This is a genomic window from Streptomyces odontomachicola (genome assembly GCF_039605595.1).
GTDB lineage: Bacteria > Actinomycetota > Actinomycetes > Streptomycetales > Streptomycetaceae > Streptomyces.
Genome location: NZ_JBCFOK010000002.1, coordinates 451,970 through 475,863, shown reverse-complemented (window position 1 = coordinate 475,863; position 23,894 = coordinate 451,970). Strand labels below are relative to the sequence as shown.

Sequence of the window (23,894 nt, the reverse complement as noted above, 5' to 3'; positions counted from 1 at the left end):
CGGCGGAATCCTGCGCCGCGCACCCGCCGCCCGCCGGAATGCGGCGATGCGGTCGCCGCGAGCGGCGCGTACCCCATGGTGTGCGGGTCCGCAGCCACCGGGTCAGGGAGGCGACCGCCGTGCACAGAACGACGCGGATCACCGTGGTGCTGCTCTTCGCGGCATGGTGCGTCGACTACGTCGACCGGCTTGTGATCAATCTGGCGCTGCCCTCGATCGGCGCGACCTTCGGCCTCACGCACGGCGAACGGGGCCTGATCGTCTCGGCGTTCTTCGTCACCTACGCGCTGGTGCAGATTCCCGGCGGGCTCCTGGCCGACCGCTTCGGCAGCGTGCGGATGGCCTGTCTGGCGCTGCTGCTCTGGTCGGTCTTCACCGGACTGACCGCGGTGGCCTGGTCGTTCGCCGCGCTGCTCGCGGTGCGCTGCCTCTTCGGCGCCGCCCAGGGCCTGTTCCCCGGCGCCGCGCTGCACACGCTCAGCCGGCGCAGCGTTCCGGAGCAGCGCATGACCGCGACCGGCTGGCTGCAGAGCTCCAACGCGATGGGCGCCCTGGTGGCCGCGCTGCTCGCCTCGGTGCTGCTGTCCCTGTGGAACTGGCGCGTCATGTTCGTCGCGGTGAGCGTGCTGGGCCTGCTGGTGCTGGTGGCCGTGCGCCGCTGGATGCCGCCGCCGCTGCCGGAGTCGGAGACCGGCCCCGTGCTGCGCCGGGCGCGCGGGGCGACCCGCGCCGTGCTGCGCTCGCCCGCGATGTGGGGCTTCGCCGCGATGTTCTTCGCGTACGACATCGTGATCTGGGGGCTCAACTCCTGGAGCGCGTCGTACCTGATCGAGGAGCGCGGGCTCAAGGTCGGCCAGGCCGGGCTCTACACGCTGGCGCCGACGCTGCTGGCCGCGGTGGGCGCGGTCATCGGCGGCCGGCTCTCCGACCGCTTCGAGGGGAGGCCGCGCCGCATCGTCGTGCCCGCGATGTGCGTGGTGGCGGTGCTGATCCTGTGGCTGCCGCACACCTCCGGAGTGGGTGGCTACGCGACGTGCGCCGCGGTGCTGAGCTTCTTCGCGGGGCTGTGCTATCTGCCGTGCTTCTCCGTACCGCTGCGCAGCCTGCCGCCGGGGCTCACCGGCGCCGCGTCCGGGGTGATCCTCTTCGGCGGCCAGCTCTCGGGCGTGGTCACGCCGGCCGCCGTCGGCTCGCTCGTGGACCGCTTCTCCTATCCGGTGGCGCTCAGTTCGCTGGCCGTCGGCCCGGCACTGGCCATCGCCGTGGTCCTGTTCCTCCCCCAGACCACGGAACGCTTCCTGCCCCGCTTCCGCCACCTGCTCTCCGAGCCAGGGGCGAACGAGCGGGAGCAGGAGACGGCGGACCACGCACAGGGCCGGGGCCAGGACCCTGCTCCGGACCAGGCACCGGGCCACGCCTGAGCCCGACCCCTCACCTGACGAGCCATCAGCCCGTACGCCGTACCCCGGAGGATCCCTTGACCTCGACCGCGCCCGACGCCACCACCCCAGTCCCCCACCTCGATCACTGGCTCGACGTCTACCGCGACCTGCACGCGCATCCCGAACTCGCCTTCGCGGAACGGCGTACGGCCGCCGCCGTGGCCCGCGAGCTGGCCGCCTCCCCCGGCTGGGAGGTCACCGAGGGCGTCGGCGGCACCGGCGTGGTCGGCGTGCTCCGCAACGGCCCGGGCCCCGTCGTGCTGCTCCGCGCCGACATGGACGGACTGCCGGTGGAGGAGCGCACGGATCTGCCGTACTCCTCGGCCGAGAGCGGGCGGATGCACGCCTGCGGCCATGACGTGCACGTGACCTGCCTGCTGGCCGCCTGCCGCGAACTGGCCGAGCGCCCCGGAACGTGGAGCGGCACGGTGGTCGCCGTCTTCCAGCCCGCCGAGGAGATCGGCCAGGGCGCGCGGGCCATGCTCGACGACGGCCTGCTGGACCGCTTCCCGCACCCGGACGTCTGCCTGGGCCAGCACGTGGGCCCGCTGCCCGCCGGCGTGGTCATCAGCAGGCCCGGGCTCCTGATGGCGGCGGCCGACAGCCTGCGGGTGACGCTGTACGGCGCGGGCGGCCACGCCTCCACGCCCCAGCAGGCGGTCGACCCGATCGTGCTGGCCTCCGCCGTGGTGCTCAGGCTCCAGACCTACGCGGCGCGCCAGGCCCCGCGCTCCCCCGCCCCCGTGCTGACCCCGGGGTCGCTGCACTCGGGCTCTGCCGCCAACATCATCCCGCACACGGCCGAACTGCTCCTGAGCCTGCGCACGTACGACGAGGAGACCCGCGCCGAGGCACTGGAGGAGGTGCGGCGGATCATCCGCTGCGAGGCGGAGGCGTCGGGGGCGCCGCGGCCTCCCGAGGTCGAGGCGTACGACGGCTTTCCGCTCACCCTCAACAGCCCGCAGGCCACCTCGCTCGTCCTGCGCGCGCTGGAGGGCACCGGCGCGCCCGTGCAGGAACTCGCCGCTCCGCTGGGCGGGAGCGAGGACTTCGGGCTGCTGGGCGCGGCGGCCGCGTGCCCCTCGGTGTTCTGGCACTTCGGGGGCGCCGGCTGGGACACGTACACGCCGGAGGATCTGGACCGGCTGCGCGGCGGCACGCTGCCCCCGCGGATCCCCTCCAACCACTCGCCGTACTTCGCGCCGGATCCGGAACCGACGCTGGAGGCGGGCATCCGCGATCTGCTCGCGGCGAGCGCGGTGTACCTCGCGCCGCAGGAGACCTCCGCCGCACCGGGCACCTGACCTCTTGACGCCTTCTCGTACGGCGATGCACGATGCCCGCACAACTGGCCTTAGCCGTGCAGGATTTCAGGATCCTGTATGGGAGAGGCGCGGGCATCAAGGCATTCCGGGTGGTGATTCCCGGGCGGGGAGGCGCGGTCCACATGGCTCTGTCGGGCTTCGACCGTGCGCTGGTGCTCGCGCTGCGGCGCGCCCCGCGCGCACCCTTCGCCGCGCTCGCCGCCGAGACCGGCGCGGACGAACGCACCGTGCGCCGCGGCGTGGAGCGGCTGCGCGCGGACGGCACGCTGCTGTTCTCGGCCTCCGTGCTCTACGAGAACGCGCGCCGCTTCCTCGTGGCCCAGGTCGAGATCACGTGCCGCCCGGGCACCGGCGAGGAGGTGGCCCGCGCGCTGGCCGCCCGTACGGACACCCGCTTCGTCGCGGTCGTCACCGGCGACCACGACGTGGTGGCCGACCTGACCGCGCCCGACACCGAGGCGCTGCACGCCGTCGTCACCGGCGAACTCGGCGCCCTCCCCGACGTGCTGGCCGTGCGCACCCGCGTCGTGATGCGCCTGCTGTTCACGGCCGTCGACTGGGACCCCGAAGGCGGCATCGGCGAGGCCAGGCGCCGGGCCGCCGAGGACGGCGGCGAGCCCGACGCATCGCCGCTGGACGACACGGATCTCGCCATCGCCGGCGCGCTGCGCGAGGACATCCGCGCCCCGCTCTCCCGCATCGCCCGCTCCCTCGGCATCCACGAGACGACCGTGCAGCGCCGGGTGCAGCGGATGACCTCGGGCGGGGCCCTGCAACTGCGCGCCGACGTGGAGCCCGCGGCGCTGGGCTACCGCGCCGAGTCCCGGTTCACCCTCGGCGTCCGGCCCTCCGACCTGCGCGCGGTGCGGCGCGCGCTCGCCGCCGAACCTGCCGTGCGCGCCCTGTACTTCGTGACCGGGCCCGCCACCGTACTGGGCTACTCCGTGCACCCCTCGGTCGCCGGGATGCAGGACCTCCTCGAAGGGCCGCTCTCCGGCCTGCCCGGACTGCTGTCCGTCGACCTGTCGGTGGTGCTGCGCGTGCACAAGCGCGCGGGCGTCCGCCTGTGAACTCCCTTTCCGGCCCGCGCCATCCGTGTACGGAGCACGCTCGCCGACACCCGCGACACACCGAGAACGAAAGGGCACCAGCATGCAGTTCACCCAGATCGCCCCTGGCCGCGAGGGCAGCCTCGGCTCGGGCCCGTACCCTCGGCTGATCCTCAAGAACGTCACCGTCGTGGACGGCACAGGGGCCCCGCCCTACGGCCCGGCCGACATCGTGATCGAGAACGACCGCATCCACGCGATCCTCTCCGCGGGCCGCAACACCGACATGACCCAGCAGGGCGCGAGCGCGGCCGAACGCGGTGCCGAGGTGCGGGACCTGAGCGGCCACTACGTGCTCCCCGGCCTGATCGACGCGCACGCGCACATCGGCTGCGCCGAGCAGGGTCCTGACGCCGACTACATCTACAAGCTGTGGCTCGGGCACGGCATCACGACCGTGCGCGAACCCGGATGCATCGGCAACGGGCTGGACTTCACCCTCCGCGAGGCCGCGCGCAGCGAGGCTGACGAGATCACCGCGCCGCGCATCGTCCCGTACTCCGCCTTCGGCGCCGACCGCGGCGAGCCCTTCCGCACGCCCAGGGACGGCGAAGAGTGGGTGGCGGCGCAGGCGGCGGCCGGTGCGCGGGGGATCAAGTTCTTCGGCGCGCCGCCGGAGATCTTCCAGGCGGCCATCGCCGAGGCCAACAGGCTGGGCCTGGGCAGCGCGTGCCACCACGCGCCCTCCGACGTGGCACGCGTGAACGCGCTCACCACCGCACGCTGGGGCCTGACCAGCATCGAGCACGGTTACGGGCTGCCCGAGGCGATGTTCGCCGACCGCAGGGTGCAGCGCTTCCCCGGCTCGTACAACTACAACAACGAGCACGACCGCTTCGCCTATCTGGGCCGCCTGTGGCGCGAGGCCGCCGCACCGGGCAGCGGGCTGTGGGACGACACCCTGGACGAGCTGGTCTCGCTCGGCACGACCCTGGACCCGACGCTCGGGGTGTACGTGGCCTCGCGCGACGCGGCGCGGGCGCGGGGCCGCGAATACCACCGCGACTACAGCTCGCCGCAGTCCTGGACGTTCTTCCAGCCGGACCCGGTCAGCCACGGCTCGTTCTTCTACGACTGGGGCACCGAGGAGGAGGTCGCCTGGAAGGAGAACTACCGGCTCTGGATGACCTTCGTCCGCGACTTCTACCACCGCGGCGGCCGCCTCACCCTGGGCTCGGACGCGGGCTTCATCTACAACCTGTACGGGTTCGGGCTCATCGAGGAGATGGAGCTGCTGCGCGAGGCCGGGCTGCACCCGCTGGAGATCCTCCAGTGCGCGACCTCCAACGCGGCCGCGCTGCTCGGCCTTCCGGACACCGGCGTGGTGGAGCCGGGCAAGCGCGCCGACCTCCTCATCACCGCGGAGAACCCGCTCGCCAACCTCAAGACCCTCTACGGCCACGGCCACCTGCGCATGCGCCCCGACGGCACGCTGACCCGCGCGGGCGGCGTCGCCCAGACCGTCAAGGGCGGCGTCGTCTTCGACGCGGCGGAGCTGCGCGCCGACGTGCGCGAATCCGTGGCCGCCGAGCGCGAACGGCTCGGCGTGCCCGCTCCGTACACTCCTTGAGTTTCTTGAGACTCGCTGGTCAGGAGGCGGGGTGTTCGGCGCGCCACGCTCCACTGACGGTCCGGCACCGGGCGGGCCCGCCGCCACGCCGTGGCCGGGCCCCGGGGTCAGCGGCCGCCGTCGCCCTTCCCCGGCAGGGTCACCTCGGTGCAGCCGCGCTTCTTCGCCGCGTCCTGTACGTACGCGGCGAAGAGCTGGTCCAGGCGGTCCTCCACGTACCCGGCGTAGACCATGTCAGCGGACATCGTGTGCACGGCCACGTCGCCGTGGCAGGTCGAGGAGGCCCACCGCACCGAGCCGCCGGGGATCTTCCCCGCGTCGCCCGGCTTCAGCTTCCTCTGGTCCTCCCCGTAATCCTCGATGGTGACGTCGCGCGCCTCGTCACCGCGGAAGGTGTCGAACCGCACACCCCATGCGTCCCGGCGCGAGTCCCGGTCGACGTCCTCCCCGTGCCGCGCGGAGACCCCGGCCATCCGCGAGGGACCGACGCCCAGTACGCAGCTCTCCTCCGGCGCCGCGTCGTCGGGCGTGCTGCCGATCGCGCGGTCGGGCAGCTCGCTCCGCCCCTTCTCGTGCGCGAACCGCCCGTACCAGGCACACGTGCCCTTCTCCTTGCGCGCGTCGCCGAGCGTCATGCGCGGGGCGTCCAGGCGGCGCGGCGTCTTGGGCAGCGCCGGGATGTGGCAGCCGAGCTCGGCCGCGACGCGCTGTGTGGCCTGCCGGGCGAGGGCGGCGAGTTCGCCCCGGTCGGCGTCGGTCACTCCCGCGCCGTGCGGCCGCTCGTCCCTCGGCGGGGCCGTCGTCTCCACCCGCAGCGCCCGCTCGTCCTTCACCCGCCCCGGGCAGGGGGTGGTCAGGGTGGCACCGTCCTCGGTGTAGGTGCCGTGCGCGCCGTTGCCGAGCGGCTGCGGGAGCGCGGCGTCCAGGCGGCGCGTGGGGTCGCGGTCGGGGCGGCCCTCGGATTCGTGGAAGAGCGGGTCGGTGGTGAGCGACCTGCCGCTGACGACATTGCCGAACGGGCCGTCGGGCTCCCAGCTGACCCGCAGCGTGAAGTGGGAGTCGTTGTCTCCCTCACTCCCCCGGTAGATCGCGCACGATCCCACCGGGAACCCGTCGGGGAAGTTCGGGGCCTCGGGAAAGCTCTGGTCGTCGGGCCCGCCCATGGTCGGAATGCCCTTGTCGGCCGCCGTCACGTGTACGAAGCCCCCGCCGCGCAGGTCCATCACCCGGCCCGGATCGACCAGCCCCGCACACGCCGCGTCGATCTTCTGACGACTCTCGTACGCGCCGTACGCCTGCCACCCCTGCCACCCGGCGAAGCCGACCCCGCCCAGCACGGCGAGCACCAGCAGCGCCCTGAGGGCACGACGACGCGGACGCGGGCGAGGGAGCTCGCCGGGAAGGCTTGAGGAGGACATGACCGAACACGCTAACAACCGCCGCACGAGGGCCGGTTGGCAGCCGAAGCGAGGAGGTGGCAACCCAGCTCGCCCCCCTCGCCGACGGCCCGCACGAGCTCCCCCGCGTGATCGCCCAGCTCCACCACCGCGGCTGGCTCCGGACCGGACACGGAATCCGGGGTGCGGCAGTTCCCGCGTTTTCCCGGGCAAATATAGTTGCCCCGAGAAACTAGAACGGCCGAAGGGTTTTCATGCCGCACCTCACCATCGACTACTCCTCGCAGCTCTCCGGTGTACTCGACCGGGAGGCGCTGCTCGGGGAGCTGCATCCGCTGATCCTCGAGGAGACGGGGTCGACGGGTGTGTGCAAGACCTTCCTCCGCGCGTCCGAGGCGTACGTGGGCGACGACGCGAACGCGGCGGAGATCTTCGTCCACGCTGAGGTCGGCCTCGTACCGGGGCGCCACGAAGCACTCAAGGCGCAGCTCTCCGAAAGCATCCTGGCCCTGCTCGCGCGGCATCTCCCTCCGGAGATCGCGGCGCGCGCCTTCCTCTCGGCCGAGGTGCGCGAGCTGGCCCCCTCCTACCGCCTCTCCCCCACGGCGGCGGCACGACAGCCCGTACGGGCGTGAGGTCCGGCCCGTACGGGGCCGGAGCGCGCTACCCCTCTCCCGGCTCGCGCCCCAGCACGTACAGGTCGGGAAGGTTGACCACGATCGCCTCCTGGGTGCTGCGGGCGATCACGACCACGGCCTCCTCCTCGGGGTCGGGGTTCTCCTCGCGGTGCGGGACGTAGGGCGGGACGAAGATGTAGTCGCCCGGCCCGGTGCGCAGCCGCACCTCCTCCGCTGGGCCGTCGCCGCCGTCGTCGAGGAACACGAACTCCGGGTGCCCGCGCACCACATGGATCGCCGTCTCGGACTCGCCATGGTGGTGGTTGGCCGAGGCGGTGTCGGGCGCGACATGGGTCTGCCCCATCCAGATGCGCTCGGAGCCCACGGCCGCGCCGCTGATCGCGGCGAATCGCCGCATGCCGCCGGTCTGCGAGGTGTCGCCGTCGAGTTCGCCGGCCCGGATGTGGTGCAGCCGCTGCCGCAGCGTGCTGCCGTCCCCGGGCGCCGGGCGGTCCGGCAGATCGGGATGGAACGCGTCGTGCTGTCCCTCGTGCGGGCCGTGCCCCTCGTGCGAGGTGTGCGGATCATGCGGGCCGTGCTGGTCGTGCGGGCCGGTCGTCGTCATGGCGCCGACGGTATCCCGGCGCGGACGGACCGATCAGGCCCGGGCCCCGTGCCGTCCGCGCCATGCCGCCGGGCACCACCCCTGAGGTACGGTCACTCGTCCACAGAAACAGTCACCGGGATCACCGGGAACAGCCACCGGTCGCCGGAGACGCAGTTCACCAGCGACACAGCCACCGGAAACGCAGTCGCCGGAACCACAGCCGCCGAAACCGCACAGGGAGGCCGCACGTGCTGGCCGCCGAACGGCACCGCAGGATCGTCGCCGAACTCTCCCGGCAGCGCTTCGTCACCACCGACGAGCTGACCGCGCTGCTGGCCGTCTCGCGCGAGACCGTACGCCGCGACCTGGCCCTCCTGGAGCGGCGCGGCGAACTGACCCGCGTGCACGGCGGCGCCACCACCCCGCAGCCCCCGGTGGGCGAGGAGGCCCCGTTCGCCGAGCGGAGCGGCGCGAGGACCGCGGAGAAGCAGGCGATCGGGCGCGCCGCGGCCGCCCTCATCGAACCGCACCAGACCGTCGTCATCGACGTGGGCACGACAGCGCTGGAGGTGGCACGCGCCCTGCCGGCCGACCACGCCGGTGTCGTCGCCACCCCCTCGCTGCTGGTGGCCGCCGAGGTCAGCACGAGGCCGAGGGTGGAGGTGCTGGTCAGCGGCGGCCGGCTGCGCGCGGGCGATCTGGCCTGCTCCAACGCGCACGCGCTGGAGTTCTTCGCGGACCTGCGCGCCGACGCCGCCTTCCTCGGCTCCGGCGGGATCGCCCCGTACGGGCTGACGGACTACTACCTGGACGAGGTCGCGCTCAAGCGCGTCATGCTGGGCAACGCCTCGCAGCGCTATGTCCTCGCCGATTCGGGCAAGTTCGGGCGGACGGCGGCGCACCGCGTGTGCCCGCTGGACGGCTTCGACGCGCTGATCGCCGACCGGCCGTGCGACCGGGGACTGCGCGAGGCCATCAGGCGGGCCGGCGGCCGGGTCGTGGTGGCCTGATCAGCCTGACAAGCGGCCATCCCCGTACGGGACTTGAGGGGCCGCGCCGCCCCTCTCTCCGGTTGACGCCTCGCGGGCCGCCGACCACAATCCAGGGGCCAGCAGTCATCCACGGTCAGCTTTCCACAGTTTCGGTCACCGACACGGTGCCGACGGCCCGTCCCCGCGAGGGAGAACAGCATGCCCGCCTCCGCGCCGCACGCCCGCGACGGCGGCCACGCCCCCGCAGGCGGCCGTGACATCGCCTCGTACGACGTCACCTCGTACGACCTCGCCGTGATCGGCGGCGGCATCGTCGGCGCGGCCATCGCCCGCGAGCTGTCGGGCCAGGCGCTGGACGGCCGCCCGGTCTCCGTGGCGCTCCTCGAGGCCCGCGACGACGTGGGCGACGGCACCAGCAAGGCCAACACCGCGATCCTGCACACCGGTTTCGACGCCAAGCCGGGCACGCTGGAGTCCCGGCTGGTCGCGCGCGGCTACGAGCTGCTGTCCTCGTACGCGGAGCAGACCGGCATCCCGGTCGAGCGCACCGGCGCGCTGCTCGTCGCCTGGGACCGGGAGCAGCTGGACGCGCTGCCGGGGCTCAAGGAGAAGGCCGAGCGGAACGGGTACCCGCACTGCCGCCTGGTGGACGCCGCCGAGGTCTACCGCGCCGTACCCGACCTCGGCGACGGCGCGCTCGGCGGCCTGACCGTGCCGGACGAGTCCGTCATCTGCACCTGGACCACCAATCTGGCCCTGGCCACCGATGCCCAACAGCGCGGCGCCGACATCCTGTTGGGCCACGCGGTCACAGGCGTCGCGCAGGGCAGGGAGGCGTACGGGGCAGCCTCCACCAGCGAGGATGACGGGCTCACCACGCTGCACACCACCGCCGGCGCGGTCCGCGCCCGCTGGGTCGTGAACGCGGCGGGCCTCGGCGCCGACCACATCGACCGCCTCTTCGGGCACGACCGCTTCACCGTCACCCCGCGCCGGGGCGAACTGTTCGTGTTCGACAAGCTGGCACGCCCGCTGGTGGACACGATCGTGCTGCCCGTGCCGTCCTCGCGCGGCAAGGGCGTGCTCGTCTCGCCCACCATCTACGGCAACGTCATGCTCGGCCCCACCGCCGAGAACCTCACCGACCGCACCGCGACCGGCACCTCGGAAGAGGGCTTCGACTTCCTCCTCGACAAGGGCGAACGCCTCATGCCCCGGCTCCTGTCGGAGGAGGTCACCGCCTCGTACGCGGGTCTGCGCGCGGCCACCGAACACGACGACTACCTCATCGAGGCCACGCCCGGGCAGCGCTACGTGCTGGCGGCGGGCATCCGCTCCACGGGGCTCAGCTCGGGGATGGCGGTCGCCGAGTACGTACGGGAGCTGCTGGAGGAGGCGGGCCTCCCCCTGCGGCCGGCACCGGACACCGCCCCTCCCCCGCGGATGCCCAACCTCGGCGAGGCGGCGCGACGCCCGTACGAGGACGCCGGGTTGATCGCGGAGGACCCCGCGTACGGCACCGTGGTCTGCTTCTGCGAGCGGGTCACCGAGGGCGAGATCCGCGACGCCTGCCACGCCCCGCTGCCCGCGCGGAACCTGGAGGGGCTGCGCCGCCGCACCCGCGCGATGAACGGCCGCTGCCAGGGCTTCTACTGCGGCGCCGCCGTCGCGGCACTCCACGACCTGCACCGCCCGTACGACGGCTGCGGCGATGCGGCGCGGCGCGAGGCCCCATCCTGCGCAGCCCCATCCCGCGATGCCCCTTCCTCCGAGGACCGTTCATGAGCGCGCAGCCCACCCTCCCGATCCAGACCCCCGACGTGCTGGTCGTCGGCGCGGGCCCGGCGGGGCTGACCGCGGCGGCCGAGCTGGCTGCCCGGCACCGCGCCGGGCACGTGCTCGTCGTGGACCGCGAGGGCGCGGCGGGCGGCATCCCCCGGCACAGCCATCACACCGGTTACGGTCTGCGGGATCTGCGCCGCGTGCTGACCGGGCCCGCCTATGCGCGCCGGTTGGTACGCCGCGCAGCCGAGGCCGGGGCGGAGATCCGTACCCGCACGATGGTCACCGGCTGGGCCGACGACCGGACGCTGGAGGTCACGGGGCCCGACGGGCGCTATCTGATCAGGCCGGGGGCCACCGTCCTGGCCACCGGCGCGCGCGAACGTCCGCGCGCGGCACGGCGCGTGCCGGGCGACCGCCCCCAAGGCGTCTACACGACGGGCCAGTTGCAGAACCTCGTCCACGTACACCGCCGCGCAGTGGGCGAGCGCGCGGTGGTCGTCGGCGCGGAGGCGGTGAGCTGGTCGGCCGCGCTGACGCTCCGCGAGGCGGGGTGCACGCCCGCGCTCATGGTCAGCGGGTACGCCCGCGCCGAGTCCTTCGGCGCCTTCACCGCGGCGGGGCGGACGCTGCTGCGGGTGCCGGTCGCCACGCGCAGCAGGGTGAGCCGGATCATCGGCGGGGGCGGCCGCTGCGAGGCCGTCGAGCTCGAACACCTCGACACCGGGAGGCGCGCGACGTTCGCCTGCGACACGGTGGTGTTCACCGGCGACTGGATTCCCGACCACGAACTCGTACGCACCGGCGGAATCGCCCTGGACGAGGGCACCTTGGGCCCGGTCACCGACACGGCGCTGCGCACCAGCCGCCCCGGCGTCTTCGCCGTCGGCAACCTGCTGCACCCCGTGGACACCGCGGACGTCGCGGCGCTGGACGGCAGGCACGCGGCCGCCCACGTGCTCGCCCACCTGCGCGGCACGGACCGCGCCGCCGCCGAGGGGGTACGCCTCGTCGCCGACCCGCCGTTCCGCTGGGTCGCACCCCAGGTGCTGCGCCCCCGTGACCCGGCACCCGCACGGGACCGACTGCTGCTGTGGACGGACGAGTACGTGCGCCTTCCACGGGTGACGGTGCGTCAGGACGGCCGGCTCCTGACCCGTACGACCCTGCCGTGGCCGGCGGCACCGGGGCGCGTGTTCCGGGTGCCGGCGCGGGTGCTGGAGGAGGTTGCGCCGGGGGGCGGTCCGGTGCGGGTCGGTTTGGGCTGAGAGGCCGGACGGCGACTCGGGCGACAGCCGACAACGGCTTGGGGAAGCGATCGGGCCACACAGCTCCCGATACCTCGGCGAACGGGCTGAACAACGCCTCAGCGAAAGGCCCACGGTCCCTCAGCCCAGGTCGGAGAGCCGCTTGAGTGCCGTGTTCACCGCGGCGCGGTCCGCTGGCAGCAGCGGCAGCCGCACATCCGGTGTGGGGATGCGGCCCCGGGCGTGCAGCACTCCCTTGATCACCGTGGGGTTGGGTTCGGCGAACACGGCCGTCGACAGTGCCGCCAGGGCATGCCCCAGGTCCCGCGCCCGGAGCAGGCTCCCACCGCGCCATGCGGTGACCAGCTCCGCGAATCGCTCCGGAGCCAGGTGCGCCGACGCGGTGATGCCCCCTGCCGCCCCGAGGGCCAGCAGCGGCGAGAGGAACGTGTCGTCCCCCGCCAGCAACGCGCAGTCCGGGGGCAGATCACCGAGCAGTTCCACCGCCGCCTGATCGACCCCGCCGACCGCGTACTTGATTCCGGCCACCCCGGGCACTCGCGCCAACTCCCGCAGGATCAGCGCGTCGAGCGGCCGCGCGGTGCGCTGCGGAACGTGATACACGATCACCGGGGCCGGGCTGCCGGCCGCCAGCTCGGCGAAGTGCGCCAGCACACCGTCCGGCGTCGGCCGGCTGAAGTACGGGACAGGCACCAGCGCGTAGGCCGCCTCGGGCCACCGTGCCAGCTCCGCCAGGGCGGTCACGCTGTGCGAGGTGGCATTGCCTCCGGCCCCGACGGTGAGCGCCACCCCACGCTCCCGGCAGACCCGGGCGCACACGTCGACGACCGCGGTCTTCTCCTCGGGTGTCAGCGTCGCGGGCTCACCGGTCGTGCCGAGCGCCACCAGACCCGCGGCGCCCGCGTCGACCATGGAGTGCGCGAGCTGCTCCAACGCTGTCCCGGCAACCGTTCCGTCGGCGGTGAAGGGCGTGATGAGCGGTACGTGTATCCCGTCCAGGGAACTGTTTCGCCTCATGCGGACGAGCCTGGCCGCCACGATCGTGCAGGTCCAGTTCGCTTTTCCGACGTCGAGCGTAAGCTCATCCGATGCTCGATGTCCGTCGCCTGCGCTTACTGCGGGAACTGGCCCTGCGCGGCACCATCGCCGCCGTCGCCGACGCGCTCGCCTTCAGTCCCTCGGCGGTCTCCCAACAGCTCAGCGCCCTCGAACGCGAAGCGGGAGTACCCCTGTTGGAGCGCACAGGGCGCCGCGTGGTGCTGACCCCGGCCGGGCACCAGCTCGTGGACCACGCCGCCGCTGTGCTCGAACGCCTGGAACAGGCCGCTGCCGACCTCGCCGCCTCCCGCGAAGGCCCCGCCGGCCCGGTGCGCATCGGCGTCTTCCCCACCGCGGCCCGCGCCCTCGTCCCCGCCGCGCTGGCCGAACTCGCCCGCGAGCATCCGAAGCTGGAGCCCATGGTCCGCGAGGTCGACCCGGCGGCCGTGGGCGACGCGCTGCGCGCGAGCGAACTGGACGTCGCCCTCATCCACGACTACGACTTCGTGCCGTACCTTGCCGAACCCGGACTGACGACCGAACCGCTGTGCGTGGAGGCGCTGTACCTCGCGACCGCCGCGCTGGCGCTCCCGGCGGAGGAGCGGGAGGGGCCGACGATCAGCGGGTGCGAGGACGCCTCCTGGATCACCGCGACACCGGGAACGCTGTGCCACACGATGACCGTGCGAGCCTGCCACGCCGCCGGGTTCAGGCCCCGGATCCGCCACCAGGTCGACGACTTCGCCACGGTGCTCGACCTCGTGGCGTCCGGCCAAGGGGTCGCCCTGGTGCCGCAGCTCGGTGCGGCCGACCCGCCGGGTGCGGTGCGGCTCACCCGCGTACCGATCCACCGGCACACCAGAATCGCCGTCCGCAGCGGGGCGGGAACGCACCCGGCCGTGGCCGCGGCCGCCGCGGCGCTGCGGGCCACGGTCCCCGGCACCCTGTGCTCGGCCGATCAGCGCGGTGCGGACGCGCCCGAACCGCCCGACGGGACCGATGGCGCGGGCAGGCCGTCGGCCTGAAACGCCCTACGGCAGCACCGCCGCGGTCCCTGTCACGGCCCCCTTCCGCCGCGCCTCGACCGCCTCCGCGATGCCGCTCAGCGGCCAGGCGTGTGCGGCGAGGGTCAGGCGGCCCGTGGTCAGGTCGTCGAGGAGGCCGGTGAAGACGTCGTCGGGTACGTGCCGTCGGATCATGTTGACCGGGAGCAGGCTCACGTCGGCCGCGAAGAGGTTGGGCAGGTCGAGGGTGAGCTCGGTGCCGCGCGTGTAGCCGATCAGCACGGCGCGCGCGCCCGGGTTGAGCGCGGGCAGGAACACCGGGACGGTGTCCCCTCCGACCGGGTCCAGCAGCACGTCGGCGCCGCCCGAATCGGCGATCCGGCGCACGGTCTCCTCGCCCCACCCGGCCAGGACCTCGTCGGCGCCCTCCGGCACGGCGGCCACCCGCTCCTCGCGGCTCACCACGGCCGTGACCCGCGCCCCCGCACGCGCGGCGAGCTGTACGCACAGCGAGCCGACGGCCCCCGACGCACCGGTCACCACGACGCGTTCGCCGCTCCGCACCTGCCCCACCACCTCGACCGACGCCCACCCGGTGGTCAGCGCCGAAGAGCAGGTGGCGGCCAGGGCGGGCTCCAGCTCGGCCGGGATCTCGCGCAGAGCGTCGACGGGAACGGCGACCTGCTCGGCCCACGTACCGTCCCTTTCGAGACCGGCCCCTCCCCCGCGGACCAGCACCCGCCGCCCGCGCCACGCGTCATCGCCCGCGACGACGGTGCCCACGCCGGAGGTCCCCGGAGTGAACGGGAGGCTCGGCTTGTACGCGAACTCCCCCGTCATCACCGTCAGATCGAGGTGGCTCACCGCAGCGGCCTCCACCCGCACCACGGCCTCGCCGTCCCCCGCGACGGGCTCCGCCACGTCCTCGACCTCGACGCCGCCGTCCCAGGCCCGAACCCGAGCACTCTTCATCGCACAACCCTCTCCTCACGAGCACCTTCTGCACCATGAACCGCCGCCACCGTACGCCCAGGCCACACGAGCCGCTCAGCCCGCACGCCCCAGCCCCTCCCCCACCACCTGCGCGAGCGCCGCCCGCATCGCCCTGATCGCCGCGTGGTCGCCGTGGCCCCGGCGTACGGCGGTGAAGATGCGGCGGGCGCGGTGGCCCCGGGGCAGGGGGTGGAGGGTCACGGCGGGAGGCCGGCCGTTCCATACGAGGTCGGGGAGGAGGGCGGCGGCGTGGCCCTGTTCGACCAGCCGGAGCTGGAGCAGCAGGTCGGTGGTCTCGAACCGTACGTCCGGCTCGAACCCCGCCGTGCGGCACAGCGTCATGGCCCAGTGCCGGGCGGCCGTCCCCTCGGGCTCCAGCGCCCAGGGGTGCTCGGCGAGCCCGCGCAGCACGGCCGTCGGGCCGCCCCGGCGCGCGGCGGCGGTATCGGGCACCGCGAGGTGGAGCGGGTCGTCGAGGAGGTCTTCCTGCTCGGTGCCTGAGGGGCGCGGGTTGGGGTTGTCCGGATACTCCTCGGCCAGTACGAGGTCGAAGTCGCGCGCCTGGAGCGCGGGCAGCGCGGTCTCGGGAGGGAGCTGCGTCATGTGGACGCGCAGGCCCGGGTGCAGCTCGCGGAGCAGCGTCAGCGCCGGGGGCACCAGGGTCAGCGCGGCCGTCTGGAAGGAGGCGAGGCGCAGCGTTCCCGTCAGTTCGGTGAGGGAGGTGGCGATGTCGGCCTCGGCCTGTTCCAGGCGCTCCAGCACCGCCTCGGTGTGCGCGACCAGGATCTCCGCCTGGGTGGTGAGCCGTACGCGGCGGCCGACCGGTTCCAGCAGCGGCACCCCGGCCTCGGACTCCAGTTGGGAGAGCTGCTGGGAGACGGACGAGGGGCTGTAGGAGAGCGCGGAGGCGACGGCGGCGAGGGTGCCGCGGTGCTTGAGCTCGCGCAGGAGGCGGAGGCGGTGCAGGTCGTACATCGGGCGGGCTCGCTTCGGTCGGCCACGGGTCACGGGTCACGGGTCACGGATCGCGGCGGGTGGATCGCGTCAGTGCATCCTTCGGTTCCGCTGATGAATATAGGTCGAAAAGATTCGCTGGACCGATCGGAGGTGGTGACAGCAGTCTGGAGGGGTGCACGACGACGCCCCCTCCACCGCAGCGCCCCCGTGGTACGCGCGCCCCGCCGCGCGGTCCTGGCGCTGCCCGCCGCACTCCTCCGGTGTGCGCGGCTTCCACGCCTCCCTGCCCGGCTACGCGCCGACCCCGCTCACCGAACTGCCCTCGCTGGCCACGGAGTTGGGGCTCGGCCGCGTCTTCGTGAAGGACGAGTCGGCGCGCCTGGGCCTGCCCGCCTTCAAGGCGCTGGGCGCCTCCTGGGCGGTGCACCGCGCGCTGGACGAGCGGGACCGTGGCTCTCGTACGGGGCCGTGCACCCTGATCAGCGCCACCGACGGGAACCACGGGCGGGCGGTGGCCCGGATGGCGCGGCTGCTGGGGCAGCGCGCGCACGTCTTCGTTCCGCGGGGCGTCCCGGAGGAGGCGGTGCGGGCCATCGCGGCGGAGGGCGCGGAGCTCAGCAGGGTGCCGGGCCCGTACGACGAGGCGGTGGCCCGCGCGGCCGAGGCGGCCGGGGCGCCGGACGCGCTGCTGATCCAGGACGCGGGGTGGCCGGGGTACGAGACGGTCCCCGGCTGGATCGTGGAGGGATACTCCACCCTCTGCGCCGAGCTCGACGAACAGCTCGCCGCGGCCGGGGCCTCCGCTCCCGGGCTGGTGGCCGTACCGGTGGGCGTGGGTTCGCTGTCCCAGGCCGTCGTCACGCACTACCGCAGCGCGTCCCGCTACCGCGGCGAGACCCGCTACCGCAGCGACACGCACTACCCCGGCGAACCGTCGGAGCCCGCGCCGAAGGATTCCGCCCCCGCCCTGTTGTCCGTCGAGCCTGAGTCAGCGGCCTGCGTGCTGGAGAGCCTGGTACGCGGGGAGCGCGTCAGCGTCACCACGGGCGAGACCGCCATGGCGGGGCTGAACTGCGGCACGCCATCCGCCACGGCCTGGCCCCACCTGCGCGGCGGGCTGGACGCGGCGGTCGCGGTCACCGACGGGGCCGCGGCCCGCGCGGCCGGTGACCTCGCGGCGCTCGGCGTCTCCCCGGGACCCTGCGGCGCCGCGCCGCTGGCCGGACTGCGCGCCGCGCTCACCGGGCCCGGCGCCGGGGAACGCCGCGGCCAACTGGGCCTGGGCCCCGGGTCGGTCGCCGTCCTCCTCAGCACCGAGGGCGCGGACGCCAACCCGGGCGCCGGCCCCGGAGCCGACGTGGGCTCCGGCCACCACGCCGGCGAACGCTGACCAGGAACGGGCACCCCTCGCCCCTCGTACGCCCGCGCCGACCACGTACATCCACGTACGACCACCTACGTCCACCACCACGCGAAACCCGAAAGATCCTCGTGCTGCACCTGTCGATATCCCGCCCGCGCCCGGCGATCGGGGCGGCCGCATGCTGACCTCTCTCGTGGCCGCCACCGCCGTGCTCGGTCTGCTCACCGTCATCCCCGGCCCCGACATGGCCGTGGTCACCCGCCGTGCCGTCGCCGCCGGCCCCGGCGACGGGCTGCGCACCGCCGGCGGCATCACGGCCGGGCTGCTCGTGTGGGGCGGGCTCACCGCGGCGGGGCTCGCCGCCCTGCTCGCGGCCTCGCCCGCCGCGCATCTGGTGGTGAAGTACCTCGGCGCCGCCTATCTGGTCTTCCTGGGCGCGCAGGCGCTCTGGCAGAACCGCCGTACGGGCGCCGCCGACGCCCCCGCCGAGGAGCCGCCCGTCACCGGGAACCCCTGGCGCACGGGCCTGATCAGCAACCTCCTCAACCCGAAGATCGCGGTCTTCTACACCGGCCTGCTGCCCACGCTCGCTCCCGCCGGAGTCCCCGCGGCCTGGGGCATGGCGATGCTGGTACTGCTCCATGTCGCCCTGACGATGGCCTGGTTGGGCGGTTATGTGCTGCTGCTGTCGCGGGCGCGGAGGTTCCTGGAGAGGCCGGGGGTGCGCCGCGTGCTGGGGCGGGTCACCGGCGTCGTACTGATCGGCTTCGGGCTGGTCGTGGCCACGACGTCGGGGTGAGGCGCCGGTCCCTCGCCACCACCCCGCACAAGGCTCCCCCGGCCCTGTCGGTGATCCATAGGTGAGGTGTCGGTGGCTGCTGGCACGGTGGGCGCGGAGTTGCCCGGCGAGCAGCGGCAACCGTCTCCACCGAGGGAGTCCCGTCACATGCCGTCCACCCCACCCTGGAACGTCCACCGGCCGCCGCGCGCCGAGGGCCAGATCTTCCTCGTCACCGGCGGCAATGCCGGGATCGGCCACTTCGTCGCCGAGCAGCTTGCGGCGAGCGGGGCGACCGTCGTCCTCGGCAGCCGTGATCCCGCGAAGGCCGAGGCCGCCACGGCGTCGATACGGGCGCGCGTCGCCGGTGCGCGCGTACGGTCCGTGCGGCTGGACCTCGCCGACCTCGCGTCGCTCCCCGCCGCGGTGCGGGACATGGGCGTGGAACGCCTCGACGCGGTGGTCCACAACGCCGGCGTCGCGCGGGACGATCCGCCGCGCGAGGAGACGCGCGACGGCCACGAGCTCATGTTCGGCACGAACCACCTCGGGCACTTCGCGCTGACCCGGTGGCTGATGCCGCTGCTCACGGCGGCGCCGGCGGCCCGCGTCGTGACCGTGGGCAGCTTCGCGGCGAAGTCGGAACGGCTCGACCTGGACGACCTCCAGTCCCGCGAGGACTACCGGCCGAAGCGCGCCTACGGGCGCTCCAAGCTGGCGCAGATGCACTTCGGCTTCGAACTCGACCGCCGCCTGCGCGCCGCCGGCAGCACCGTGTCGAGCGTGGTGGTCCACCCCGGCGGCGCGCTGGACTCCCTCACCCCGTCGCGGCCGCCGGTCCATGTGCGGACCGCCGGCGCGCGGTGGGGAGCGGCGCCCGCCGCCCTTCTCCTCCAGGGCAAGCACGCGGGCGCGTGGCCGGCGGTACGCGCGGTGCTCGATCCGGCCGTACGCGGAGGGCAGTTGTGGGGCCCGCGCGTCTTCGGCCTCCGCGGCGAGCCCCGCCTCGAACCGCCCTGGCCCCCCTTCACCGGGGCCGGGACCGGCAGCAGCGACAACCCCGGCATCGCTGCGCGGCTGTGGGAGGCGAGCTGCGCGCTGGCGGTCGTGGACTCACCGGAGAGCCCGCGCGTCCCCACGTAACCGACGCACCACATGACCGGCTCACCACATCACCGGCTCCGCCCGACCGCCTCACCACGCGACCGCCGCACCACGTCACCAACGGCTCCACCGCGTCGGCGACCGCCCTGGGGTCCTCGGCCTCGGCCACGTACTTCCTGCGGAGCGGGTCGGCCGGCTGGTCACCGGCGACAGGCCGTACCTCGCCAACAACGGCCGCCGGCCCGAAACCCCCGTACGCGCGCCCCGCAGGGCCTCCCCACCCGGCATCCTGGAGAGTCCTGGAAACCTCCCGGGCGGGGAACCATCGCACAACGCCCCGCCCGCGCCGGACAGTTGGAGAGCACCGCATGACCGACGGCCACTCCCCCGCGTTCGTCAGCTACACCACGGCGCTGCTCGACGCGCTGTCGGCCGATCCCGGCAGGCCGGTCGTCACGGACGAGGACGGGCGGCGGCTCGACGCGGGTCAACTGCGCGACGCCATCTACCGGTTGGCGGCCGAGCTGGCCGAACGCGGCTTCGGTCCCGGCACGACCGTCTCCCTGCTGACCGGCAACACGCCCGAAGCCCTCGTCGCCCGCTACGCCGCGCACCACGCGGGCGCCCGGATCGTCCACCTCTACGAGGGCATGGCGCCCTCCGTGCTCGCGCGGATCGCGGAGAGCGTGGAGACCGCGCTCGTACTGACCGACGCGACGCGGTACGCGGAGGCCGGAAAGCTGCTCCCGCTGCCCGGCGACCCGGCCGTCCTCGGGCTGGACCCCGGCGCGTACGGCGAGGACGTGCTGACCGCCTCCGAGCAGCGCGAGCCCCGCCCCTTCGCCTCACCCGCCGGCCCGGACAGCCCCCTCACCATCCAGCACACGGGCGGAACCACCGGCATTCCGAAGGGAATCCCCAGCGCGCACGGCAACTACCTCCGCGGCGTGCACTACCCCATCGCCGACACCGGCGACCCGCCGCGCTACCTCGCCTGCACCCCGCTCGCCCGCCTCTCCGGCTTCCTCACGGACAAGGCCCTGATCAGGGGCGGTTCGGTGGTACTCCAGCGCTCCTTCGATCCGGGCGCCGTACTCGCGGCCCTCGCGCGCGAGCGCATCACGCACCTGTGGGTGCTGCCGCCGCTCCTGCACCGGCTCCTCGACCATCCCGAGGTGTCCACGACCGACTTCTCGAGCCTCGGCCGGATCACGTACGGCGGCGCACCGGCCTCGGCCGCGCGGCTGCGCCAGGCCGCCGAGGTGTTCGGGCCGATCCTGTACGGGTGGTACGCGCAGAGCGAGGTCCCCGCGATCGCCGAGGCCGCACCGCACGAGCACCACATCACCGGGCACGGCGGCCGCGTGACCGTCGGGCGCCCCATCCCCGGGGTCGAGGTCGCCATCCGCGACGCGCGGGGCAGGACGCTGCCGCCCGGCGAGGAGGGCGAGATCCAGGTGCGCGCGCCGTTCGTGATGTCCGGCTACTGGAAGCGGCCCGACCTCACCGCCGAGGTGCTGCGCGACGGCTGGCTGCACACCGGGGACCTCGGCCATCTCGACGCGGACGGCTATCTGTTCGTCGTCGGACGCCGCAGCGACGTCATCATCGTGGTCGGCGGACACGTGCACCCCACCGAGGTGGAGGAACTGCTGCTGTCTCATCCCGCCGTGGCCCAGGCCGCCGTCTTCGGCGTGCGCGACGCCGACGAGACCGAACACGTCCACGCGGCCGTCGTCCCCCGCGCCGGCCACACCCCCGCCCTCGACGACCTGCGCGCCTTCGTCACCGAAACCAAGGGCGCCCTCTACGCCCCCACCGCCCTCCACGTACTCCCCGAACTGCCCCTGACATCAGCGGGCAAGCCGGATACCGAGCTGCTGCGTACGAGGCTGGGCTAGGGCCCGCCTCGCGGATCAGCACGGGGCCCGTTCCCGGGCGGAGCGGCGCCGTGTGGGCAACCCGCGGCCCCGGCCCGTTCACGCCTCCAGCCCTCCCCGCTTCACGAGCTGCTGCGCGATCACGTTGCGCTGGATCTCGTTCGTGCCCTCGCCGACGATCATCAGGGGCGCGTCCCGGAAGTAGCGCTCCACGTCGTACTCCGTGGAGTAGCCGTAACCCCCGTGGATGCGGACCGCGTTCATGGCGATCTCCATCGCGGTCTCGGAGGCGAAGAGCTTGGCCATTCCCGCCTCCATGTCCACCCGGCGGCCCGCCTCGGCCTCGCGCGCGGCGTGCAGGGTGAGCTGGCGCGCGGCGGTGAGCGAGGTGGCCATGTCGGCGAGGTAGTTGCCGATCGACTGGTGTTTCCAGATGGGCTTGCCGAAGGACTCGCGCTCCTGGGCGTAGGCGAGCGCGTCCTCCAGCGCCGCGCGCCCGACCCCCAACGCGCGCGCCGCGACCTGGAGCCGGCCGGTCTCCAGCCCCTTCATCATCTGGCCGAAGCCCCTGCCCTCCGCACCGCCGAGCAGCGCTTCGGCCGGCGCCCGGTACCCCTCGAAGGCCAGCTCGCAGCTCTCCACGCCCTTGTAGCCGAGCTTGGACAGATCGCGGGAGACGGTCAGCCCGGGGCCGTGCTCGACCAGCAGGACGGAGATGCCCCGGTGCGCGGGCTCCGCGTCCGGGTCGGTCTTGCAGAGCAGCGCGATCAGGCCGGAGCGCCGGGAGTTGGTGATCCACGTCTTCGCGCCGTCGACCACGTACTCCTCGCCCTCGCGGCGTGCCGTCGTACGCAGGGCCTGCAGGTCGGAGCCGCCTTCCGGCTCGGTGAGGGCCATGGTGGCGCGGAGTGCGCCGGAGGCCATCCGGGGAAGGTAGTGGCGCCTCTGCTCCTCGGTACCGAAGTGGACCAGCAGCTTGGCCACGACGGTGTGCCCGCCCATCGCCCCGGCCAGGCTCATCCAGCCGCGCGCGAGCTCCTCGGTGATCAGGACGTAGCAAGGCGTGGAGACCGGGGTGCCGCCGTACTCCTCCGGCACCGCGAGCCCGAAGATCCCGAGCCGCTTCATCTGCTCGATCTGCGCCTCGGGGTAGGCGTCGGCGTGCTCCAGTTCCCGCACGACGGGCCGCACGTCGCGGTCGACGAACTCGCGCACCGTACGGACGGCGAACCGCTCCTCCTCGCTCAGCGCGTCCAGCGTGCTCATACGACCTTCTCCTTCCGCAGTTCTTCGATCTCGCCCGCGCCGTGCCCCAGTTCGGCCAGGATCCGCCCGGTGTGCTCGCCGACCGCCGGTACGGGGTCCATGCGCGGGCTCGTTCCGGCCAGGTCGACCGGGGGCAGCAGCGCGGGGACGCGGGCGCCGGGGATGTCCACGTCGCGCCAGCGGCCGCGCGCGGCCAGCACGGGGTGGTCGAGGAATTCCCGTACGTCGTTCACCCCGGCGTTGGCGACGCCCGCCGCGCCCAGGAGCCGCGCCGCCTCCTCGCTGTCCAGCTCGCCGAAGCGTTCGGCGAGCACCGCGTTGAGCTCGTCCCTGTGCGCCACCCGGTCCGAACCGGTCGCGAACCGAGGATCGTCCGCCACTTCCGGACGGCCCAGGAACTCCGCGCACAGCGACGCCCATTCGCGCTCGTTCTGGATGGAGAACAGGATGTCCTTGCCGTCGGCCGCGGTATACGCGCCGTACGGGGCGATCGTGGCGTGCTGGGTCCCGATGCGCGGCGGCTGGGTGCCGGAGTGCGCCGTGTAGTAGGCGGGCTGCCCCATCCACTCGGCCAGCGCCTCGAACAGCGAGACCTCGACCGCGCGCGCCACCCCGGTCGTCGCGCGGGTGAACAGCGCCGTGAGCACGCCCGAGTACGCGTACATCCCGGCCGCGATGTCGGCGACCGAGACCCCGGCGCGCGCGGCCCCGTGCTCGTTCCCGGTCAGCGAGACCAGTCCCGTCTGGCACTGCACGAGCAGGTCGTACGCCTTGCGGTGGGCCCAGGGACCGCTGGAGCCGAAACCGGTGACGGTGCACGGGATGAGGTCCGGGTGCCGCGCGGAGAGCGCAGCGGCGCCGAGGCCGAGGCGGTCGGCGGCACCCGGCGCGAGGTTCTGCACGAACACGTCTGCGCGGCCCAGCAGTTGCTCCAGCACATCCCGGCCACGCGCGTCCTTGAGGTCCAGGGTGAGGGATTCCTTGGAGCGGTTGAGCCATACGAAATAGCTGGACTCGCCGTGCACGGTGGTGTCGTAGCGGCGGGCGAAGTCACCGGCCCCCGGGCGCTCGACCTTGATGACGCGCGCGCCCAGATCGGCGAGCTGGCGGGTGGCGTACGGGGCGGCGACGGCCTGCTCGACGCTGACGACGGTGATGCCGGAAAGCGGCAGTTCTCGGGCGGATTCGGTCATGCGACGACCTCCGTGAGGAGCCTGATCGGCGGGAGTAGCATCATGAACATTCATGACCGCGTGCGGGAAATAGCAATCCGTGATTTCTCCATGCGCGGCGTGGATGCGTGATCACGTGGGAGCGGCCCAGGAACGCCCGGGCGCGGACGACCGATCGCGCCGGGTGCCCGCGAGTGACCGCCGCGGGGGAACGGGAAGACGACGGGGAA

The 23,894-nt window shown here is 73.8% G+C and carries 20 protein-coding genes; 13 read left to right on the top strand and 7 right to left on the bottom strand.

The genetic code is table 11. The annotated features are described in order from the left end of the window. The first annotated feature begins 119 nt into the window (after nucleotides 1-119). The 4 genes from ABEE00_RS04915 to ABEE00_RS04900 all read left to right on the top strand — a co-directional run bounded on the left by ABEE00_RS04915 (nucleotide 120) and on the right by ABEE00_RS04900 (nucleotide 5,446). Nucleotides 120-1,421 (top strand): MFS transporter, encoded by a 1,302-nt coding sequence (locus ABEE00_RS04915; RefSeq protein WP_345743977.1) that lies wholly within the window; start codon nucleotides 120-122, stop codon nucleotides 1,419-1,421. A 56-nt stretch (nucleotides 1,422-1,477) separates the two neighbouring features. Beyond that, the gene (locus ABEE00_RS04910; protein WP_345743976.1) at nucleotides 1,478-2,746 is read left to right on the top strand and encodes an amidohydrolase; all 1,269 of its coding nucleotides are present in this window, start codon (nucleotides 1,478-1,480) and stop codon (nucleotides 2,744-2,746) included. A gap of 143 nt (nucleotides 2,747-2,889) precedes the next feature. After that, entirely contained in the window at nucleotides 2,890-3,837 is a 948-nt protein-coding gene (locus ABEE00_RS04905) for an Lrp/AsnC family transcriptional regulator (protein ID WP_345743975.1), read from the top strand. Between the two features lie 82 nt (nucleotides 3,838-3,919). Further along, nucleotides 3,920-5,446 (top strand): amidohydrolase family protein, encoded by a 1,527-nt coding sequence (locus ABEE00_RS04900; RefSeq protein WP_345743974.1) that lies wholly within the window; start codon nucleotides 3,920-3,922, stop codon nucleotides 5,444-5,446. A gap of 107 nt (nucleotides 5,447-5,553) precedes the next feature. Here ABEE00_RS04900 and ABEE00_RS04895 read toward each other — a convergent pair whose 3' ends face one another. Continuing rightward, a complete protein-coding gene (locus ABEE00_RS04895; RefSeq protein ID WP_345743973.1) occupies nucleotides 5,554-6,864 on the bottom strand; it encodes a hypothetical protein in 1,311 nt (436 codons plus the stop codon). A gap of 233 nt (nucleotides 6,865-7,097) precedes the next feature. Here ABEE00_RS04895 and ABEE00_RS04885 point away from each other — a divergent pair, with 233 nt between their 5' ends. Next, entirely contained in the window at nucleotides 7,098-7,478 is a 381-nt protein-coding gene (locus ABEE00_RS04885) for a 5-carboxymethyl-2-hydroxymuconate Delta-isomerase (RefSeq protein ID WP_345743972.1), read from the top strand. Between the two features lie 28 nt (nucleotides 7,479-7,506). Here the strand turns inward: ABEE00_RS04885 and ABEE00_RS04880 are convergent, their stop codons facing one another. Continuing rightward, nucleotides 7,507-8,085, bottom strand: a complete 579-nt coding sequence (locus tag ABEE00_RS04880; RefSeq protein ID WP_345743971.1) for a cupin domain-containing protein — start codon at nucleotides 8,083-8,085, stop codon at nucleotides 7,507-7,509. A gap of 230 nt (nucleotides 8,086-8,315) precedes the next feature. Between ABEE00_RS04880 and ABEE00_RS04875 the strand changes: the two genes are divergently transcribed. The 3 genes from ABEE00_RS04875 (at nucleotide 8,316) to ABEE00_RS04865 (ending at nucleotide 12,109) form a co-directional block, all read left to right on the top strand. Continuing rightward, a complete protein-coding gene (locus tag ABEE00_RS04875; RefSeq protein WP_345743970.1) occupies nucleotides 8,316-9,077 on the top strand; it encodes a DeoR/GlpR family DNA-binding transcription regulator in 762 nt (253 codons plus the stop codon). Nucleotides 9,078-9,257: 180 nt separating this feature from the next. Beyond that, on the top strand, nucleotides 9,258-10,844 hold the full coding sequence (locus ABEE00_RS04870) for an NAD(P)/FAD-dependent oxidoreductase (RefSeq protein WP_345743969.1): 1,587 nt from the start codon (nucleotides 9,258-9,260) through the stop codon (nucleotides 10,842-10,844). Further along, entirely contained in the window at nucleotides 10,841-12,109 is a 1,269-nt protein-coding gene (locus tag ABEE00_RS04865; RefSeq protein ID WP_345743968.1) for an NAD(P)/FAD-dependent oxidoreductase, read from the top strand. Before ABEE00_RS04870 ends, ABEE00_RS04865 begins: the two co-directional genes overlap by 4 nt. 120 nt (nucleotides 12,110-12,229) lie before the next feature. Here ABEE00_RS04865 and ABEE00_RS04860 read toward each other — a convergent pair whose 3' ends face one another. Continuing rightward, a complete protein-coding gene (locus ABEE00_RS04860) occupies nucleotides 12,230-13,126 on the bottom strand; it encodes a dihydrodipicolinate synthase family protein (RefSeq protein WP_345743967.1) in 897 nt (298 codons plus the stop codon). Between the two features lie 71 nt (nucleotides 13,127-13,197). Between ABEE00_RS04860 and ABEE00_RS04855 the strand changes: the two genes are divergently transcribed. Then, entirely contained in the window at nucleotides 13,198-14,172 is a 975-nt protein-coding gene (locus tag ABEE00_RS04855) for a LysR family transcriptional regulator (RefSeq protein ID WP_345743966.1), read from the top strand. A 6-nt stretch (nucleotides 14,173-14,178) separates the two neighbouring features. On the opposite strand, the gene ABEE00_RS04850 is transcribed toward ABEE00_RS04855, so the two are convergent. Further along, a complete protein-coding gene (locus ABEE00_RS04850) occupies nucleotides 14,179-15,123 on the bottom strand; it encodes a quinone oxidoreductase family protein (protein ID WP_345743965.1) in 945 nt (314 codons plus the stop codon). A gap of 75 nt (nucleotides 15,124-15,198) precedes the next feature. Then, entirely contained in the window at nucleotides 15,199-16,119 is a 921-nt protein-coding gene (locus ABEE00_RS04845) for a LysR family transcriptional regulator (RefSeq protein ID WP_345743964.1), read from the bottom strand. A gap of 154 nt (nucleotides 16,120-16,273) precedes the next feature. On the opposite strand from ABEE00_RS04845, the gene ABEE00_RS04840 reads away from it, so the two are divergent. The 4 genes from ABEE00_RS04840 to ABEE00_RS04825 all read left to right on the top strand — a co-directional run bounded on the left by ABEE00_RS04840 (nucleotide 16,274) and on the right by ABEE00_RS04825 (nucleotide 21,247). Beyond that, nucleotides 16,274-17,491 carry a pyridoxal-phosphate dependent enzyme gene (locus ABEE00_RS04840; RefSeq protein WP_345743963.1) on the top strand — a complete coding sequence of 406 codons (1,218 nt, stop codon included), beginning with the start codon at nucleotides 16,274-16,276 and terminating at the stop codon, nucleotides 17,489-17,491. 151 nt (nucleotides 17,492-17,642) lie between these two features. Next, entirely contained in the window at nucleotides 17,643-18,263 is a 621-nt protein-coding gene (locus ABEE00_RS04835; RefSeq protein ID WP_345743962.1) for a LysE family translocator, read from the top strand. 147 nt (nucleotides 18,264-18,410) lie between these two features. Continuing rightward, nucleotides 18,411-19,385 carry an SDR family NAD(P)-dependent oxidoreductase gene (locus tag ABEE00_RS04830; protein ID WP_345743961.1) on the top strand — a complete coding sequence of 325 codons (975 nt, stop codon included), beginning with the start codon at nucleotides 18,411-18,413 and terminating at the stop codon, nucleotides 19,383-19,385. Nucleotides 19,386-19,714: 329 nt separating this feature from the next. Next, nucleotides 19,715-21,247, top strand: coding sequence for an AMP-binding protein (locus ABEE00_RS04825; RefSeq protein WP_345743960.1), 1,533 nt, complete (start codon nucleotides 19,715-19,717; stop codon nucleotides 21,245-21,247). Between the two features lie 78 nt (nucleotides 21,248-21,325). On the opposite strand, the gene ABEE00_RS04820 is transcribed toward ABEE00_RS04825, so the two are convergent. After that, nucleotides 21,326-22,492 carry an acyl-CoA dehydrogenase family protein gene (locus tag ABEE00_RS04820; RefSeq protein WP_345743959.1) on the bottom strand — a complete coding sequence of 389 codons (1,167 nt, stop codon included), beginning with the start codon at nucleotides 22,490-22,492 and terminating at the stop codon, nucleotides 21,326-21,328. Then, a complete protein-coding gene (locus ABEE00_RS04815; RefSeq protein ID WP_345743958.1) occupies nucleotides 22,489-23,685 on the bottom strand; it encodes a CaiB/BaiF CoA transferase family protein in 1,197 nt (398 codons plus the stop codon). Before ABEE00_RS04815 ends, ABEE00_RS04820 begins: the two co-directional genes overlap by 4 nt. Nucleotides 23,686-23,894: the final 209 nt, after the last annotated feature.